A 15,770-nucleotide genomic window follows, 5' to 3' on the forward strand; every position below is an offset into this window, starting at 1 on the left:
ACATCTCGCGCTACCGTGATCCGCCGTACAGCCCCTGACCCCACGCCCATCCCCCCGCACCTCCAGGAGAGAGTCGCACCCGTGCCCCACAAGCTGGTCATCGTCGAGTCGCCCGCCAAGGCCCGCAAGATCGCGGAGTACCTCGGCTCGGGCTACGTCGTCGAGTCCTCCATCGGTCACATCCGCGACCTCCCGAACAGCGCCGCCGACACCCCGGCGAAGATCAAGGACGAGCCGTGGGCCCGGCTGGCGGTCGACGTCGACCACGGCTTCGAGCCCTACTACGTGGTGCCGCGCGACAAGAAGCAGCACATCGCCAAGCTCAAGAAGCTGCTCAAGGACGCCGACGAGCTCTTCCTCGCCACCGACGAGGACCGCGAGGGCGAGGCCATCGCCTGGCACCTGCTCGACGAGCTGAAGCCGAAGAACATCCCGGTGAAGCGGATGGTCTTCCACGAGATCACCAAGCCCGCGATCCTCGCGGCCGCCGAGAGTCCCCGCGAGCTGGCGATGGACCTCGTCGAGGCCCAGGAGACCCGCCGGATCCTCGACCGCCTCTACGGCTACGAGGTCAGCCCGGTCCTGTGGAAGAAGGTCATGTCCGGCCTGTCGGCCGGCCGCGTGCAGTCGGTGGCGACCCGGCTGGTCGTCGACCGTGAGAAGGAGCGGATGGCGTTCCGTGCCGCGTCCTACTGGGACCTCGAAGGCACCTTCGACGCCGGCAGCAAGCACGACCAGCGGATGTTCCCGGCGCGGCTCCACAGCGTCGACGACCACCGCGTCGCCCGCGGCGCCGAGTTCGGCGACGACGGAGAGCTGACCGAGAAGGCGCGCAAGGCCGGCGTCGTCCACCTCGACCGCTCGAGGGCCGAGTCGCTGGCGAGTGGCCTCCAGGACACGACCTTCGACGTCCGCTCGGTGGAGTCCAAGCCCTACCGGCGCTCGCCCTACGCGCCGTTCCGGACCACGACGCTGCAGCAGGAGGCCTCGCGCAAGCTCGGCATGAGCTCCTCGGTGACGATGTCGGTCGCCCAGCGGCTCTACGAGAACGGCTACATCACCTACATGCGTACCGACTCGACGACGCTGTCGGGAGACGCGGTCAACGCCGCGCGGTCGCAGGTGCGAGAGCTCTACGGCGCCGACTACCTGCCGGACAGCCCGCGGGTCTACGCGAGCAAGGTCAAGAACGCCCAGGAGGCCCACGAGGCGATCCGCCCCGCGGGCGAGTCCTTCCGTACCCCGGCGCAGACCGGCCTGACCGGGGAGCAGTTCCGGCTCTACGAGCTGATCTGGATGCGGACCGTCGCCTCCCAGATGAAGGACGCCGTCGGCCAGTCGGTCACGATCCGGCTCGGCGGCGCCGCCGCCTCCGGTGAGGACGTCGTCTTCTCCGCCAGCGGCCGGGTCATCACCTTCCACGGCTTCCTCAAGGCCTACGTCGAGGGCACCGACGAGGGCAAGCAGAAGGACGACGCCGAGACCCGGCTGCCCGCGGTCGAGCAGGGCGACGCCGTCAGCGCGGCGTCGGTCACCGCCGACGGCCACGAGACCAAGCCGCCCTCCCGCTACACCGAGGCGACGCTGATCAAGGAGCTCGAGGAGCGGCAGATCGGCCGGCCCTCGACGTACGCCTCGATCATCGGCACCATCCTCAACCGCGGCTACGTCTACAAGAAGGGCACCGCGCTGGTGCCGGCCTGGCTCGCCTTCTCGGTGACCCGGCTGCTGACCGAGCACTTCCCCCGGCAGATCTCCTACGAGTTCACGGCCCGGATGGAGGACGTGCTCGACGACATCGCCGGCGGTCGCCGCGACCGCAACAGCGAGCTGGGGGAGTTCTACTACGGCTCCGGCGACGTCGAGGGTCTCAAGACGCTCGTCAACGAGCTCGGCGACATCGACGCCCGCGAGCTCGCCACGTTCCCGATCGGCCCGGCCGAGGACGGCGTCAACCTGCGCGTCGGCCGCTACGGCCCCTACCTCGAGGGCACCGAGGACAGCGCCTACGCCGGCAAGCGGGCCAACGTCCCCGACGACCTGCCGCCCGACGAGCTGACCGCGGCGAAGGCGCGCGAGCTGTTCGCCAACCCGGCCGGCGAGGAGATCGAGCTGGGCGAGCACCCCGAGACCGGGCTGCGGGTGGTCGCGAAGAACGGCCGCTACGGCCCCTTCGTCACCGAGCAGCTGCCCGAGGACGCGCCGAAGAAGGACAGGCCGCGGACGGGCTCGCTCTTCAAGTCGATGAGCCTCGACACGATCACCCTCGACGACGCGGTCAAGCTGTTGTCGCTGCCGCGCGTGGTCGGGACCGACCCGGAGTCGGACGAGGAGATCACGGCCCAGAACGGCCGCTACGGTCCCTACCTCAAGAAGGGCACCGACTCCCGCTCGATCGAGTCGGAGGAGCAGCTGCTCACGATCACGCTCGAGGACGCGCTGAAGATCTACGCCCAGCCCAAGCAGCGGGGTCGCGGGGCGGCGACCGCGCCGCTCAAGGAGCTCGGCAACGACCCGGTCTCCGGCCAGCCGGTCGTGGTGAAGTCGGGCCGCTTCGGTGAGTACGTGACCGACGGCGAGTACAACGCCACCCTCCGCCAGGGTGACTCGGTCGAGTCGATCAACCTCGAGCGCGCGGCCGAGCTGCTCGCCGAGCGTCGCGCCAAGGGCCCGGCGAAGAAGACGGCCAAGAAGGGCGCGAAGAAGACGGCGAAGAAGTCGACGGCGAAGAAGACCGCCACGAAGTCGACGGCGAAGAAGACCGCCAAGAAGGCTGCGGCGAAGAAGGCCTGACGGGACCGTCGGCCCTCGCCCGTAGGGTGATCCCGTGACTGCTGGACACCACACCGACACCGGGGTCTTCGTCTGCCTCGAGGGCGGCGAGGGCGCCGGCAAGTCCACCCAGGCGAAGGCGCTGGCCGGCTGGCTGACCGAGGTCGGTCACACCGTGCGGCTCACGTTCGAGCCGGGCGACACCGCGGTGGGCCGCGAGCTGCGGCGGATCGTCCTCGATCCCGCGACCGGCGACCTGTCGGCCCGCACCGAGGCGCTGCTCTACGCCGCCGACAAGGCCGAGCACGTCGACACCGTCGTGAGGCCTGCCCTCGAGCGCGGTGAGGTCGTGGTGACCGACCGCTACGTCGACTCCTCCCTCGCCTACCAAGGCTCCGGCGGCCTCGACCGCGCCGGCCTCGAGGCGATGCTGCGCTGGTCGACCGACGACCTGCGCCCCCACCTGACGGTGCTGCTCGACCTCGAGCCGCGGCAGGGGCTGGGCCGGTTCACCGAGCGTGACCGGATCGAGCAGCGCGACCTCGACTACCACGCGCGGGTGCGCCAGGTGCTGCTCGACCTCGCGGACGACGACCCCGCCCACTACCTCGTCCTCGACGCCCGCCTCCCGGTCGACGAGGTGACGGCGGCGATCCGCGCGCGGGTCGAGCCGCTGCTGGGGCAGGCAGGCTGATGGGCTCGGTGTGGGACGACCTGGTCGGGCAACACCGGGCGATCGACGCGCTCCGCCGCGCGGCCGACGGCCACGGCATGACCCACGCGTGGCTGTTCACCGGCCCGCCGGGATCGGGCCGCTCGAACGCCGCGACCGCCTTCGCCGCGGCCCTCCAGTGCGACGCCGAGGTCCCGGGGTGCGGGGTGTGCAAGGGGTGCCACACGACGCTGAAGGGCTCCCACGCCGACGTCACGGTGGTCCGGACCGAGAAGCTCTCGATCGGGGTCGACGAGGTCCGCGACCTGGTGCGGCGGGCCGCCCTCGCGCCGGTCGGCCGGCGGTGGCAGATCATGGTCGTGGAGGACGCCGACCGGCTCACCGAGCAGGCCTGCAACGCCTTGCTCAAGGCGATCGAGGAGCCGACCGGGCGGATGGTGTGGATGCTCTGCGCGCCGACGGTCGAGGACGTGCTGCCGACGATCCGCTCACGGACCCGGCTGGTCAGCCTCACCACCCCCACCGCGCGCGACGTCGCCGACTTCCTCGTCCGCTCCGACGGGGTGCCGGCCGAGCTCGCCGCCTATGCCGCGCGTGCGAGCCAGGGCCACATCGGCCGCGCCCGCGCGCTCGCCCGCGACGAGGACGTGCGCGAGCGCCGCGAGCAGGTCGTGGCGGTGCCGACCGCCCTCACCTCGTTGGGGGCGTGCCTCGCGGCGGCGACGGCGCTGGCCGAGACGAGCAAGGCCGAGGCCGACGCGATCACCAGTGCTCTCGACGCCCGGGAGCGGCAGGACCTCGCCGAGGCCCACGGGGTCGTCGAGCGGGGCCGTCGGCCCCGCGAGTACGCCCCGGCGCTCGCGGCGCTCGAGAGGAACCAGAAGACCCGCGCCAAGCGGCGCCACCTCGACGTGGTCGACCGGGCGCTGATGGACCTGGCGTCGGTCTACCGCGACGCGATCGCGGTGGCGGCGGGTGCCCCGGGTGACCTGGTCAACGAGGGACGCCGTCACGAGGTGACGAAGCTGGCCGACGGCTCGAGCGCCGAGCTCAACCTGCGCCGGATCGGCTGGATCTTCGAGGCCCGCGAACAGATGCTGGAGTTCAACGTGCCGGTGGCCCTGGCCCTGGAGTCGATGATGGTCGCGCTCAAGCTGCCCGACGGGGCGCGGCGGTGAGTGCGGGAGCGCGGAGGGTCGTCGCCCTGGTGCTGGTGGCGGCGCTGGTGCTCGCCGGTGCCGGCTACCTCCTGCTCCAGGCCCTGCCTGACGACAGCGGCTCGGCCGGTGGCCCGGCCGAGGTGGGTCCACCGCCCCCGGTCGAGTCCGGGTCCGACCAGCCGCCGCGGCGGGCGCTGGCCCGCTTCTACGAGCAGGGCCTGAGCTGGCAGGCGTGCGGCGACGCCCAGTGCGCCCGGCTCGAGGTGCCGCTCGACTACGCCCAGCCGCGGGGCCGGACGATCGAGCTCGCCCTGCTGCGGGTGCCGGCCCGCGGGGAGCGGCGCGCCTCGCTGGTCGTCAACCCCGGGGGCCCCGGTGCCCCCGGCACGCAGTACGCCGCCCGTGCCGCCGACGTGTTCCGCGACCCGCTCCTCGCCCACTACGACGTGGTCGGCTTCGACCCGCGCGGGACGGGGCGCAGCGCCCCGGTCGACTGCCTCTCCGACGCCGAGCTCGATGCCTACCTCGCCGCCGACCCGGTGCCGGACACCGCGGCCGAGCGGGCCGACCTCGTGGGCGGCTACCGCCAGCTCGGCCGCGGGTGCGTGCGCGACGACGCGATGCTCGCCGCCCACGTCTCGACGATCGAGGCCGCGCGCGACATGGACGTGCTGCGCGCCGCGCTCGGCCAGCGGCGCCTCGACTACTTCGGTGCCTCCTACGGCACCAAGCTGGGGGCGACCTACGCCGAGCTGTTCCCCCGGCGGGTGGGCCGGCTCGTGCTCGACGGGGGTGTCGACGTCTCGCTGCCCTCGCGCGAGGTCAGCCTCGAACAGGCCCGCGGCTTCGAGACCGCGCTGCGCGCCTACGTCCAGAACTGCGTCGAGGAGGTCGACGACTGCTTCCTCGGCGACTCCGTCGAGGGTGGCCTCGACCGGATCACCCGGTTCCTCGAGGAGGTCGACCAGCAGCCGCTGCCGACGTCCTCGGGTCGCGACCTGACGGTCGGGCTGGCCTTCTACGGCCTGATCACGCCGCTCTACAACCGCTCCAACTGGTACGCCCTGAGTGCCGGGCTGCAGTCGGGCTTCAACGGCAACGGCGACCTGCTGCTGAGCTTCGCCGACGCCTACGCCTCGCGCGGCCCGGGCGGCGGCTACACCGACAACTCCTCGGAGGCGTTCCCGGCGATCAGCTGCCTCGACGACCCGTGGTCGATCCGGCCCGGCCAGGTCGCGGCGCAGGTGCCCGACTTCCGCGAGGCGTCCCCGTCGTTCGGCGAGGTGTTCGCCTGGGGCCTGGTCGGGTGCAGTGGTCAGGTCGCCCGCTCGACCGAGCCGCCGATCGAGATCGACGGCGCGGGTGCCGCGCCGATCGTCGTGGTCGGCACCACGCGCGACCCCGCGACCCCCTTCGAGTGGTCGGTCGCGCTGGCCGACCAGCTCGACTCGGGCGTCCTCGTCGAGCGCGACGGTGACGGCCACACCGGCTACAACGCCGGCAACCCCTGTGTCGACCGGGCCGTGGAGGCCTACCTGGTGCGCGGCGAGGTTCCCGAGGACGGGCTCGCCTGCTGATTCACCGGTTGGGCGATCGCCTGGATCCGCTTCGTGGCGAGGTCGATCATCAGCCGGGCCGCGGGGGAGAGGGTGGCGCCCGCGCGGTGGACGATGGCGAGGGTGTCGAACTGGCGGGGTCGCAGGGGCACCAGGCCGGCCGTCGGGGCCAGGCGGGGGAGGAGCTGCTCGGCGGCGCCGCGGGGGATCACCGAGTCGGCGAGCCCCATCCCGACCAGCTCCACCGCGGTCTCGACGTCCTCGACCTCGATCCTGGTCATCGGGTTGCGGCCCGTCTCGTGGAGGAGCTGCCGGAGGATGATCCGGGTCGAGTCGTCGGCGCGCCAGGTCGTCTCGGGCATCACGAGCGAGGCCTGCGAGAGTCGTCGCGCGGTCACCGGGCTGGCGAGCCGGTCGTGGTCGGCGCTGATGTAGACGAGCTCGTCACGTGCCACGGGGGTCACGCTCATGCCCTCGCTGGTGACGGTCGGCACCGCGATCATCGCGGCCTCGAGCCGGCCGCGACGGAGCTCGTCCTGCACCTCGTTGGAGTTCTGGCCGATCAGCTCGACCCGGACGCCGGGGTGCTGGGCGAGCACGTCCGCGACCAGCCCGGCGCCGGCGTAGAGCCGCGCGGTGCCGAACATGCCGAACCGGATGGTGCCGGTCTCGAAGGTCGTCACCCGCTGGACCGCGCGTCGCGCCTCCTCGGCCGCGGCCAAGGTGCGCTCGGCGTGGGGTCGCAGGGAGTCGGCCACGGTGGTCGGTACGACGCCGCGACCCACGCGCCGGAACAGCTGGGCCCCGCACGACTTCTCCAGCGACCGGATCTGCTCGGAGACCGAGGGCTGGGCGTAGCCGAGCTCCTCGGCGGCCGCGGTGAGCGAGCCGTGCTCGTAGGTGGCGATGAAGCACCGGAGCTGGTGGAGGGAGAACATAGGAATCTCCTTGAGGTTCTGCTGAAAAGACAGGCTACCTCTATGGATCCGTGTCCCGGAGAATCAGTGGTGCAACGTCGACGAGACTCTGAGGAGGACCCCCGTGTTCAGCCACCACTGCACCGCCTGCGACCGCACCCAGCTGATCTTCACCAGCCAGGTGACCGCGATGACCAACGACGAGCTCGGCATCACGGTGTCCTTCACCTGCTGGTGCGGCTCCGAGCAGACCACGCTCACCGGCAAGGGCGCCCGCGTGGCCCGCGCCCTCGTCGCCGCCTGACCCTCCCGCGCGCCCCGCGGTTTCGACGCCCGGGCACCCCGTCGGTATGATTCGCCGGGTTGCCCGGGCGTTCGACGTCCCGGGCAGCACGCCGCCTTAGCTCAGTCGGTAGAGCGATTCACTCGTAATGAATAGGTCGTCGGTTCGATTCCGACAGGCGGCTCCGCAGGCCCCTCGCGACGTCGTCCCCCGGCCGTGGTGACGACCGGGGGACGACCTCCGTGTGTCAGGACCGGGCCAGGCCCTCGGTGGCGACCCACTCCTCGACGCGGGCCATGCCCTCGTCGAAGGAGACCAGCGGCTGGTAGTCCAGCACCTTCTGCGCCTTGGCGATGGAGACCGTGCCGCGGCGGTTGAGCATGTACATCGTGCCGGCGGCGAGGTCGCTGTGGGTGCCGAGCAGGCGGATCACGCCACCGACCAGGTCGGCCAGCGGGGCCGCGATCCGGACCGGCAGCGTCACGAGGCGTCCGCCGCCCATCTCGGCCAGGCGACCGAAGTAGTCCGAGCACGGAACGCCGACGCCGTCGGTGATGTTGAAGACCTGCCCGCGGGAGTCGTCCGGCTTCGCCAGCACCTGGACCATGCCGTCGACGAAGTTGTCGATGTAGACGGGGGAGAAGACGCCCCTGCCCCCGTCCGGGATCGGGAAGCCGGTCGGCTTGGCCATCTCCTGCATCGGCACCCGGACCCACACCGAGCCCGGTCCCCAGACGTCACCGGGTCGGACGACGGTCACGTCGATCTCGCCGGCGGCGTGCGCGGTCAGGACGACGGCCTCCGAGTTGACCTTGGTGTCGGTGTAGACGTCGTTGTCGACGTGTACCGGGTAGGTCTCGTCGACGCCGTCGGGGAAGCCGAAGCCGTAGGCCATGATCGAGGAGAAGTGGACGAAGCGCGGGACGCCCGCGTCCACCGCGGCACGCAGGACCTGGTGGGTCCCGAAGACGTTGACGTGCCAGGCCCGCTCGAGGCTGTACGCCGGGCCCAGCAGGGCCGCGGTGTGCACCACGACGTCGACCCCGTCGAGGGCACCGGCCCACGACTCGGGGTCGGTGGTGTCGCCGGCGACGACGCCGCGGTCGGGGTCGGCGACCAGGTCGACGCCGGTGACCGTGGCACCCAGCTCGCGGAAGCGGGCGGCCATCGCACGGCCGATGAAGCCGTTCGCGCCGGTGATGAAGACGTGGAGGTCGAGTCGGGGGGCCGGTCGGGCGCTCTCGTCGACGGTTGCCATGGTGTGTTCCTTCCTTCCGGGTGGCGCGTCAGGCGCCGGCGACGTCGGCGGGCACGGTGATCTCGCGCTTGAGGATCTTGCCGGTGGCGCCCAGCGGCAGGGCGTCGGTGAGCCAGACGATGCGCGGGTACTTGTACGCCGCCACGCGCTCACGCACGTAGTCCCGCAGCTCCTCGGGGGTGGCCGCGGCGCCGTCCTTCAGCACGACCGCGGCGGCGATCTCCTCGCCGTGGGTTTCGTGGGGGACGCCGATGACGGCGACCGACCCGACGGCCGGGTGCTCGTAGAGCACCTCCTCGATCTCGCGGGGGTACACGTTGTAGCCGCCGCGGATGATCATGTCCTTGGCGCGGTCGACGATGAAGTAGTAGCCGTCCTCGTCGCGGCGCGCGAGGTCACCGGTGCGGAACCAACCGTCCTGCAGCACCTGGGCGGTCGCGCTGGGCTTGTTGAGGTAGCCCTTCATGACGTTGTGGCCGCGGATTGCGATCTCCCCGACCTCGCCCTCGGGGGTGTCGTTCCAGTCCTCGTCCACGAGGCGGAACTCCACGCCCTCGATCGGCTGCCCGACCGAGCCGGCCTTGCGCTCGCGGTCCGGGTGGTTGAAGGAGGCGACCGGGCTGGTCTCGGACAGGCCGTAGCCCTCGAGGATCGGGGCGCCGTAGGCCTCCTCGAACCCGTGCAGCACCTCCACGGGCAGCGACGCGCCGCCCGAGACGCACAGCTCCAGGGTCGAGGTGTCGAAGCGCGCCCGGTCGGGGTGCTGGAGGAGCGCGACGTACATGGTCGGGACGGCGCCGACGAGCGTGACCTCGTCGCGCTGGATGACCTCGAGCGCAGCGCCCGGCTCGAAGCGGGGCAGCAGGGTGAGCGTGGCGCCGACCAGGAAGCCGGTGTTCATGCAGACCGTCTGGCCGAAGGAGTGGAACAGCGGCAGACCGCCGAAGACCACGCTCTGCTCGGTCAGCCCGAGGAAGCCGCGGCACGCCTCGGCGTTGCGCCTCATGTTGCTGTGGGTGAGCTCGGCGCCCTTCGGCGACCCGGTGGTGCCCGAGGTGTAGAGCACGACGGCGGTGTCGGCGGCGTGCCGCACCTCCAGGCTGATCGGCTGGTGCCGGGCGACCTCGTCGGCGAAGCCGGGGCCGACGGGGACGTGGAGCGCGCCGGCATCGGCGGCTCCCTTGGCGGCCTCCTCCGTGGCGGCGTCCCAGGCGAAGAGCACGGCGGCGCCGGAGTCGGCGAGGGCGTAGCCGATCTCGCGGGCCTTGAACAGGGGGTTCATCGGCACCACGACGGCGCCGGCCCAGAGGATGCCGTAGTAGACGACCGGCATCGAGGGCAGGTTGGGCAGCAGCACCCCGACCCGGTCGCCCGGCTGCACGCCCATCGTGCGCAGCCAACCGGCGACCCGGGCAGCGGCGCCGGCGAGCTCGCGGTAGGTGGTCTCGTGCTCGTCGAGCCGGACGGCGACCCGCGTGGGGTGGCTGACGGCGGTGTGCCGCAGGTTGCCGGCGAGGTTCATGGTGTTCTCCTCCTGAGGTGTGGGGCGGGGCGCCCCGGTGGTGTCGGTGTCGTGGACGGGTGGGACGGGGAATGTCGTGACCGGGGCCAGGGCCCGGACGACGGCGCGCAGGCCGGAGCGGCTGCTGGCGAGGCCGTTGTGGCTGCCGCGGACGCGGACCGGGACGGCACCCGGTGCGACGCAGGAGCTCCAGACGACGATGCCGTCGCCGCGGGTGTGGACGGAGGTCAGACGCACCTCGGTCGGGAGCGGCGCGGCGAGGGCGAGGCCGGTGCGCTCGGCGCAGGCGCCGCGCAGGCAGTCGTCGTCGAGCCACAGCGGCGAGTGGCGGCGGTTCCGCCGTGCGATCGCCTCGGCCACGCCGAGGACCCGCTCGCTGGCGGCGAGCTGGTGGGTGAGGGGGCTGCCCAGCGTGACCACCTGGCGCACCAGGTCGGGACGACGGGCGGCCACCAGGCGGGCCAGGGTGCCACCCCGGCTGTGACCGACGAGCGCGACCGGCCCCTCGGCGGCCGCCACGGCGGCGACCCGCCGCTCGAGGCGGTCGACCAGGTCGCTGGTGCAGCCGGCATTGAGGCGGATCCCGCTCCGGTGGGTGCGGAAGCCCCGCCTGCGCAGGTGGCGTGCGGCCGGGCGCAGCGACCAGTCGCCGGCCAGGAAGCCGGGCACGAGCACGACGGCCGCGGCCCGGCCCCCTCCCGGCGGCTGGGCCGGAACGGGCAGCAGCGAGAGGGCGGCCCGCCACAGCGACAGCAGCTCGCGCAGGGCGAGCCACCACGGCGGGCGCCAGGCCGGCACCGCGTCGATGCCGTGCGGTCCCCCGGCGCTCATCGGCGCCGCCTCGGTGCGCGGCGGGTGCGCCGGGTCGGCACGCCGACGGCCTCGGCCAGCTCGGCGAGCGCGGCCTCGAGGTCCGCCGCGAGGTGCCAGACGTCGGGGAAGTTGTCCCGGTCGACGGTGAGCCCGAAGTCCAGCCGGTCCTGGTAGCTGAGCAACGTCACGGCGAGGCCGTGGCCGTTGAACACCAGGTTGACCGGGTGCTGGGACACGACCCTCGCCCCCGCGAGGTGCAGCGGGATCCGCGAGCCGGGAAGGTTGGAGACCGTGAGGTTGAACGCCGGGTCGATCAGGCCGTTGGCCGCCGTGAAGCTGATCGCCCTGGCCACCCGGCCGAAGAGGGCCGGCGGCACCGTGTGGTTGGCGTCGGTCAGCAGCGTCGCCGGGGTGGCCCGGTGCCGGGTCTTGGCCGACTGCATGGTGGCGTGCGACCGCTCGAGCCGCGCCACGGGGTCCGGCTCGTCGGTGGGGATCTCGGCGATCAGCGAGGCGATGTGGTTGCCGAAGCCGGTGCCCGGGGTGCGCACCGAGATCGGGACGTAGGCCACGAGTGGCTCGGTGACCGAGTCCCCGCGCGCCAGCAGGCGGCGCCGGACGGCACCCGCGGTGACCGCGACGACCACGTCGTTGACGGTCAGGCCGGGCTTGGTGTCCTTGACGGCCTTGACGGTGTCGAGGTCGAGGGTTCCGAAGGCGAAACGGCGGTGCGCGGAGATCCGGCCGCCGAAGGACACCTCGGGGCCCGGCCCGGTCGGGCGCTCCAGGATGGCACCGTCTCGGTCCCGCGTGATCAGCCCGTAGACCGCGTCCGCGGCCCGCGTGAGCGGGCCGGTCCCCGGCAGGGTGCGCATGGTCGGGAGCTGGTCGAGGTGGCGCAGCGTGGCCGGCAGCGCCGACAGCATCCGGACCTGCTGGCGGGGCAGCGACGCCACGCCACGGGCCAGGAGCGACAGGTCGGACGGCGGCGCCGGGAGCTCCCGGGGCTGGTCCGGCGGCTCGACGTCGCGCCCCTCGGGGGCCACGTCAAGGAGGGTGCTCAGGAGCTCGAGGCCGGAGACGCCGTCGACGAGGGCGTGGGAGATCTTGGTCAGGACGGCGACGCGACCCTCGGCGAGGTCACGCACCACGTAGACCTCCCACAGCGGGCGCCCGCGGTCGAGGGGGCGCGAGGCGACCCGCGCCACCAGGTCGCCGAGCTGCTCGTCGGTCCCGGGGGAGGGCAGCGCCATCTCCCACAGGTGGTCGTCGAGGTCGAAGGCGGGGTCCTCGACCAGGACCGGGTAGTCGAGGTCGAAGGGCACCGTCCGGAGCGTCATGGTGAACAGCGGGAGCAGGTGGATCCGCTCGGCGATGACCGAGCGCACCGTCTCCAGGGTCACCGGCCGGCCGTCGTACGTCGTCCCCTCCACCACGGTCAGCTGGACGACGTGGGTGTGGGTCCGGCCGTCCTCGGCGGCCAGGAACTGGGTGTCGAAGCTCGAGAGCCGCCTCATCGGGCCACCTCCGCGGCCGGCGCGGGAGCCGTCGTGGCGTCGGCCGCGAGCAGCGTCGCGAGCTCGGCGCGCAGGGCCTCGGCCAGTCCGTCGAGGTCGTCGACCAGGTCCCGGTCGGCGACGAGGCCCACGTTGAGCTGGTCGAGATAGCTGAAGACGGTGATGTTGAGGCCGAGGCTGTCGCTGATCGTGCTCACCGGATAGTGCTCGAGCACGCGGGAGCCGGCGCAGTAGAGCGGCAGCCGCGAACCCGGGACGTTCGAGATGACGACGTTCGCCGCGGGCGAGAGGCCCTCGGTCGCGGCCAGCCGGGTCAGCGCCCGGGTCACCCGGCCGAACAGCACCGGGGGCACCAGCTCGGTCGAGTCGCGCAGGAGCGTCGCCGGGATCGCACGGTGCCGCTCCTTGGCGACCGCCAGCTCCGCGCGGCAGGCCCGGAGCCGGTCGATCGGGTCGGCCTCGTCGGTCGGCAGCGGGACGACCATGGTTCCGACGCGGTTGCCGAAGGTGCCCTGCTCGGCACGGGTGCGGACCGAGACCGGGACGGCGGCGACCAGCGGCTCGGCAGGAAGCCGGGCCGTGGATCCCAGCCACGAGCGGAGGGCGCCGGCGCACAGCGCGACGACGACGTCGTTGACGGTGGTGCCGTGGCGGTCCTTGAGCAGCCGGACGTCGTCCAGCGGCAGCGAGACGGTGGCCAGCCGGCGGTGCCGGGAGATGGTGCCGTTCAGGTGGGTCCGTGGGGACTCGAGTCGCGGCGCGTCGAGCAGGTCGCCGTCCTCACGGATGCCCGCGACCTCGGCGAGCCGTCGGGCGGTCCGCCCGGTAGTGCGGGTGCCGGGGAGGCCACGGACCGTGGGCACGTGGTCGAGGTGGGTCAGGGTCCGCCAGCCGGCGCCGAGCGCCCGGAGGGAGTGCCGGGCGGCGTCCGAGAGCCCGCGGCCGAGCAGCGCGACCTGGCCGGGCACCCGCTCCCCGCGGAACGGGGGAGCAGGGGCGAGGTCACGACCCTCGGGCGAGCCGTCGAACAGGACTCCCATGATCTCGGCGCCCGAGACCCCGTCGACCGCCGCGTGGTGCAGCTTGGTGAGCACGCCGACACGGCCGTCCGCCAGGCCGTGCAGCAGCCAGATCTCCCACAGCGGACGGGTGCGGTCCATCGGCAGGCCCGCCAGCCGGGCGACCTGCTGCTCGAGCTGGGCGGTGGTTCCGGGGGCCGGCAGCCCGAGCTCGCGCACGTGGAACTCGACGTCGACGTCGGTGTCGACCCAGTAGGGGTGGCCGAGGTCGAAGGGCACCTCGGCCAGCCGCCAGCGCAACGGCGGCAGCAGGTGGAGCCGCTCACCGACGAGGTCGACGAGGTGCTCGCGGGTGAGCCGGGAGCCGTCGGCCCGGAGGCCGTCGACGATGGCGAGTGCGGAGACGTTGGTGTTCGTCCGGCCGTCCTCGGCGGCGAGGAAGAACGTGTCGAGACTGGAGAGAGCGTGCACGGGGACCTTCTGTGGTGCAGGTGATCGAGCAGGGAGCAGGGAGCAGGGGGCAGGGAGCAGGGAGTCGGGGTGCCGCCGCGCCGCCCCTCCGGGGCGACGCGGCGGCGTCCGGGACGAGCCGCGTGGCTCAGGCGGACGGGTCGATGAGGACCTTGGCGTCCGAGGGGTGGTGGCCCAGGCGCGCGAACGCGTCGGCGACGCCCTCCAGCCCGACCGTGCCCGTGATCAGCGGCGCGGCCTCGAGCTCACCGGACGCCAGGTGGGCGACGGTCGCGGCGAACTCCTCGGGCGAGTAGTAGAGGCTGAAGCGGATGTCCAGCTCCTTCAGGATCCCGTGGGCCGGCTCGATGGTGTCGGGGTCGAGGTTGATCCCCGCGACCGAGATCCGCGACCCCGCGGGCGCGCCGGCGATCAGCTGCTGGAGCAGGCCGGGAGCTCCGGTGCACTCGAAACCCACGGTGGGCCGGAGCGGGATCTGGCCGAACACCGCGGTCGGCGGGGCCATGCGGGCAGGGTCGTCGGTGGCAGCCGCCCACGTCCACGCCTCGTACGGCGACTCGGTGGCGGGGTCGACCACGACGTCGGCGCCCAGGACCTTGGCCAGGTCGCGGCGTTCCGCGGACAGGTCGGCGGCCACGATGGGGCCCACTCCGCGCATCTTCAGGACGGCGATGACCGCCAGGCCGATCGGCCCGCAGCCGAGCACCAGCGGCACGTCGTCTGCCGCGGTCTCCACCCGGTTGACCGAGCGCAGCGCGACGGCCAGCGGCTCGGTCAGTGCGGCGACCTCGGTGGGGAGCTGGTCCGGCACCGGGATGAGGAGCGCCTCGGAGAGCACCATCCGCTCGGCGTACGCGCCGGGGGTCTCCTGGCCGGCGAAGCCGAGGAGCACCGGCTGCTGGCGCAGCAGCATCGGCATCGACACGACCCGCGTGCCGACGGGCAGCTGCTGCTGGGTGTCGGGACCGTAGGAGACGACCCGGGCCACGAACTCGTGGCCGAAGACGATCGGCTGGTCGAGGTCGAGCAGGTCGACGCCCATCAGGGCCTGCGAGGCGCGGTTGAAGCCGTCCGCGTGGACGGCACAGCTCTTGTCGGAGCCGCAGATCCCCGCCGCGAGCACCTCGACCAGCACCTCGCCCGGGCCGGGGACGGGCTCGGGGAGCTCGCGGACGGTCAGCTCGCCCTCCGACAGGACGACGGCGCGCATCACTGGTCCTCGCTGGTGAAGTCGGCCGCGCCGCCACCGATGTAGTTGACCGAGCCGTGACCCTGGGCCTCGCCGAGGGCGGAGGTCAGGTGGGCGATCAGGGCGGCGTCGAGGATGGAGTGGAAGCTGCCGTCCTGGTTGAAGTTGATGTTGGCGCCGCTGACGCGGAAGAGCACGACGGTGTCGCCGGTGTTCTCCTCGGGGACCTTGAAGGTGTGGACCGAGGCGCCGGGCTCGTAGAGGTAGCAGCCGGCGGTCTGCGGCTGCTTGGGGTACTCGACGTAGTGCCAGGAGCCGCTGATCGTCCAGGCGTCGACGGCGCCCGTGTGGTAGTGGAGGGGCAGCTCGACGCCCGGCGCGAAGGTGGCCAGGACCACCCACTCGCCGAGCTCGAGGTCGAGGCGGAGCGGCTTGAAGTGCACGCCGGGGCCGAGCGCGTCGACGATCAGCGGCTGGTCGTTGGTGTCGACGGTGAGCAGCTCGCCCTGGGGGAGCGCGACGAGCGGCAGCATCGCCCCGGTCGAGGTGGTGGCCGGGACGGGAGTGGTGGCGGTCATGCGGGCAGGGTCCTTTCGGGCGCGCCTGAACCTCAGGCGACA

General features: G+C 72.8%; 12 protein-coding genes and 1 tRNA gene. 6 read left to right on the forward strand and 7 right to left on the reverse strand.

What is annotated here, in order from left to right; all coding sequences use genetic code 11:
• The first annotated feature begins 81 nt into the window (after positions 1-81).
• The 4 genes from topA to ABD091_RS11500 are packed head-to-tail and all read left to right on the forward strand — an operon-like array spanning position 82 to position 6,182.
• A complete protein-coding gene (gene topA, locus ABD091_RS11485; protein WP_343918500.1) occupies positions 82-2,793 on the forward strand; it encodes a type I DNA topoisomerase in 2,712 nt (903 codons plus the stop codon).
• A 34-nt stretch (positions 2,794-2,827) separates the two neighbouring features.
• Positions 2,828-3,466, forward strand: coding sequence for a dTMP kinase (gene tmk / locus ABD091_RS11490; protein ID WP_343918502.1), 639 nt, complete (start codon positions 2,828-2,830; stop codon positions 3,464-3,466).
• Positions 3,466-4,623 (forward strand): DNA polymerase III subunit delta', encoded by a 1,158-nt coding sequence (locus ABD091_RS11495; RefSeq protein WP_343918504.1) that lies wholly within the window; start codon positions 3,466-3,468, stop codon positions 4,621-4,623. The genes tmk and ABD091_RS11495 overlap by 1 nt, the downstream gene beginning before the upstream one ends.
• Positions 4,620-6,182: an alpha/beta hydrolase gene (locus tag ABD091_RS11500; protein WP_343918506.1), complete on the forward strand. Its 1,563-nt coding sequence runs from the start codon at positions 4,620-4,622 to the stop codon at positions 6,180-6,182. The genes ABD091_RS11495 and ABD091_RS11500 overlap by 4 nt, the downstream gene beginning before the upstream one ends.
• Here ABD091_RS11500 and ABD091_RS11505 read toward each other — a convergent pair.
• A complete protein-coding gene (locus ABD091_RS11505) occupies positions 6,137-7,099 on the reverse strand; it encodes a LysR family transcriptional regulator (RefSeq protein WP_343918508.1) in 963 nt (320 codons plus the stop codon). The two genes, ABD091_RS11500 and ABD091_RS11505, sit on opposite strands and share 46 nt — an antisense overlap.
• A gap of 103 nt (positions 7,100-7,202) precedes the next feature.
• On the opposite strand from ABD091_RS11505, the gene ABD091_RS11510 reads away from it, so the two are divergent.
• Positions 7,203-7,382: a hypothetical protein gene (locus tag ABD091_RS11510; RefSeq protein WP_343918510.1), complete on the forward strand. Its 180-nt coding sequence runs from the start codon at positions 7,203-7,205 to the stop codon at positions 7,380-7,382.
• A gap of 90 nt (positions 7,383-7,472) precedes the next feature.
• Positions 7,473-7,545 (forward strand) — tRNA-Thr (locus ABD091_RS11515).
• A gap of 63 nt (positions 7,546-7,608) precedes the next feature.
• Here the strand turns inward: ABD091_RS11515 and ABD091_RS11520 are convergent.
• From ABD091_RS11520 to ABD091_RS11545, 6 genes are all read right to left on the reverse strand, one after another.
• Positions 7,609-8,619 carry an NAD-dependent epimerase/dehydratase family protein gene (locus ABD091_RS11520; RefSeq protein WP_343918512.1) on the reverse strand — a complete coding sequence of 337 codons (1,011 nt, stop codon included), beginning with the start codon at positions 8,617-8,619 and terminating at the stop codon, positions 7,609-7,611.
• Positions 8,620-8,647: 28 nt separating this feature from the next.
• Positions 8,648-10,972 (reverse strand): alpha/beta fold hydrolase, encoded by a 2,325-nt coding sequence (locus ABD091_RS11525; protein ID WP_343918514.1) that lies wholly within the window; start codon positions 10,970-10,972, stop codon positions 8,648-8,650.
• Positions 10,969-12,471: a wax ester/triacylglycerol synthase family O-acyltransferase gene (locus ABD091_RS11530; protein ID WP_343918518.1), complete on the reverse strand. Its 1,503-nt coding sequence runs from the start codon at positions 12,469-12,471 to the stop codon at positions 10,969-10,971. The genes ABD091_RS11525 and ABD091_RS11530 overlap by 4 nt, the downstream gene beginning before the upstream one ends.
• A complete protein-coding gene (locus ABD091_RS11535; RefSeq protein WP_343918520.1) occupies positions 12,468-13,961 on the reverse strand; it encodes a WS/DGAT/MGAT family O-acyltransferase in 1,494 nt (497 codons plus the stop codon). Before ABD091_RS11535 ends, ABD091_RS11530 begins: the two co-directional genes overlap by 4 nt.
• A 127-nt stretch (positions 13,962-14,088) precedes the next feature.
• Positions 14,089-15,171: a zinc-binding dehydrogenase gene (locus ABD091_RS11540; RefSeq protein WP_343918522.1), complete on the reverse strand. Its 1,083-nt coding sequence runs from the start codon at positions 15,169-15,171 to the stop codon at positions 14,089-14,091.
• On the reverse strand, positions 15,171-15,728 hold the full coding sequence (locus tag ABD091_RS11545; protein ID WP_343918524.1) for a 2,4'-dihydroxyacetophenone dioxygenase family protein: 558 nt from the start codon (positions 15,726-15,728) through the stop codon (positions 15,171-15,173). Before ABD091_RS11545 ends, ABD091_RS11540 begins: the two co-directional genes overlap by 1 nt.
• Positions 15,729-15,770 lie beyond the last annotated feature (42 nt).

Origin of the sequence: Nocardioides aestuarii, assembly GCF_039527245.1 — a bacterium.
GTDB classification, from domain to species: Bacteria; Actinomycetota; Actinomycetes; order Propionibacteriales; family Nocardioidaceae; genus Nocardioides; species Nocardioides aestuarii.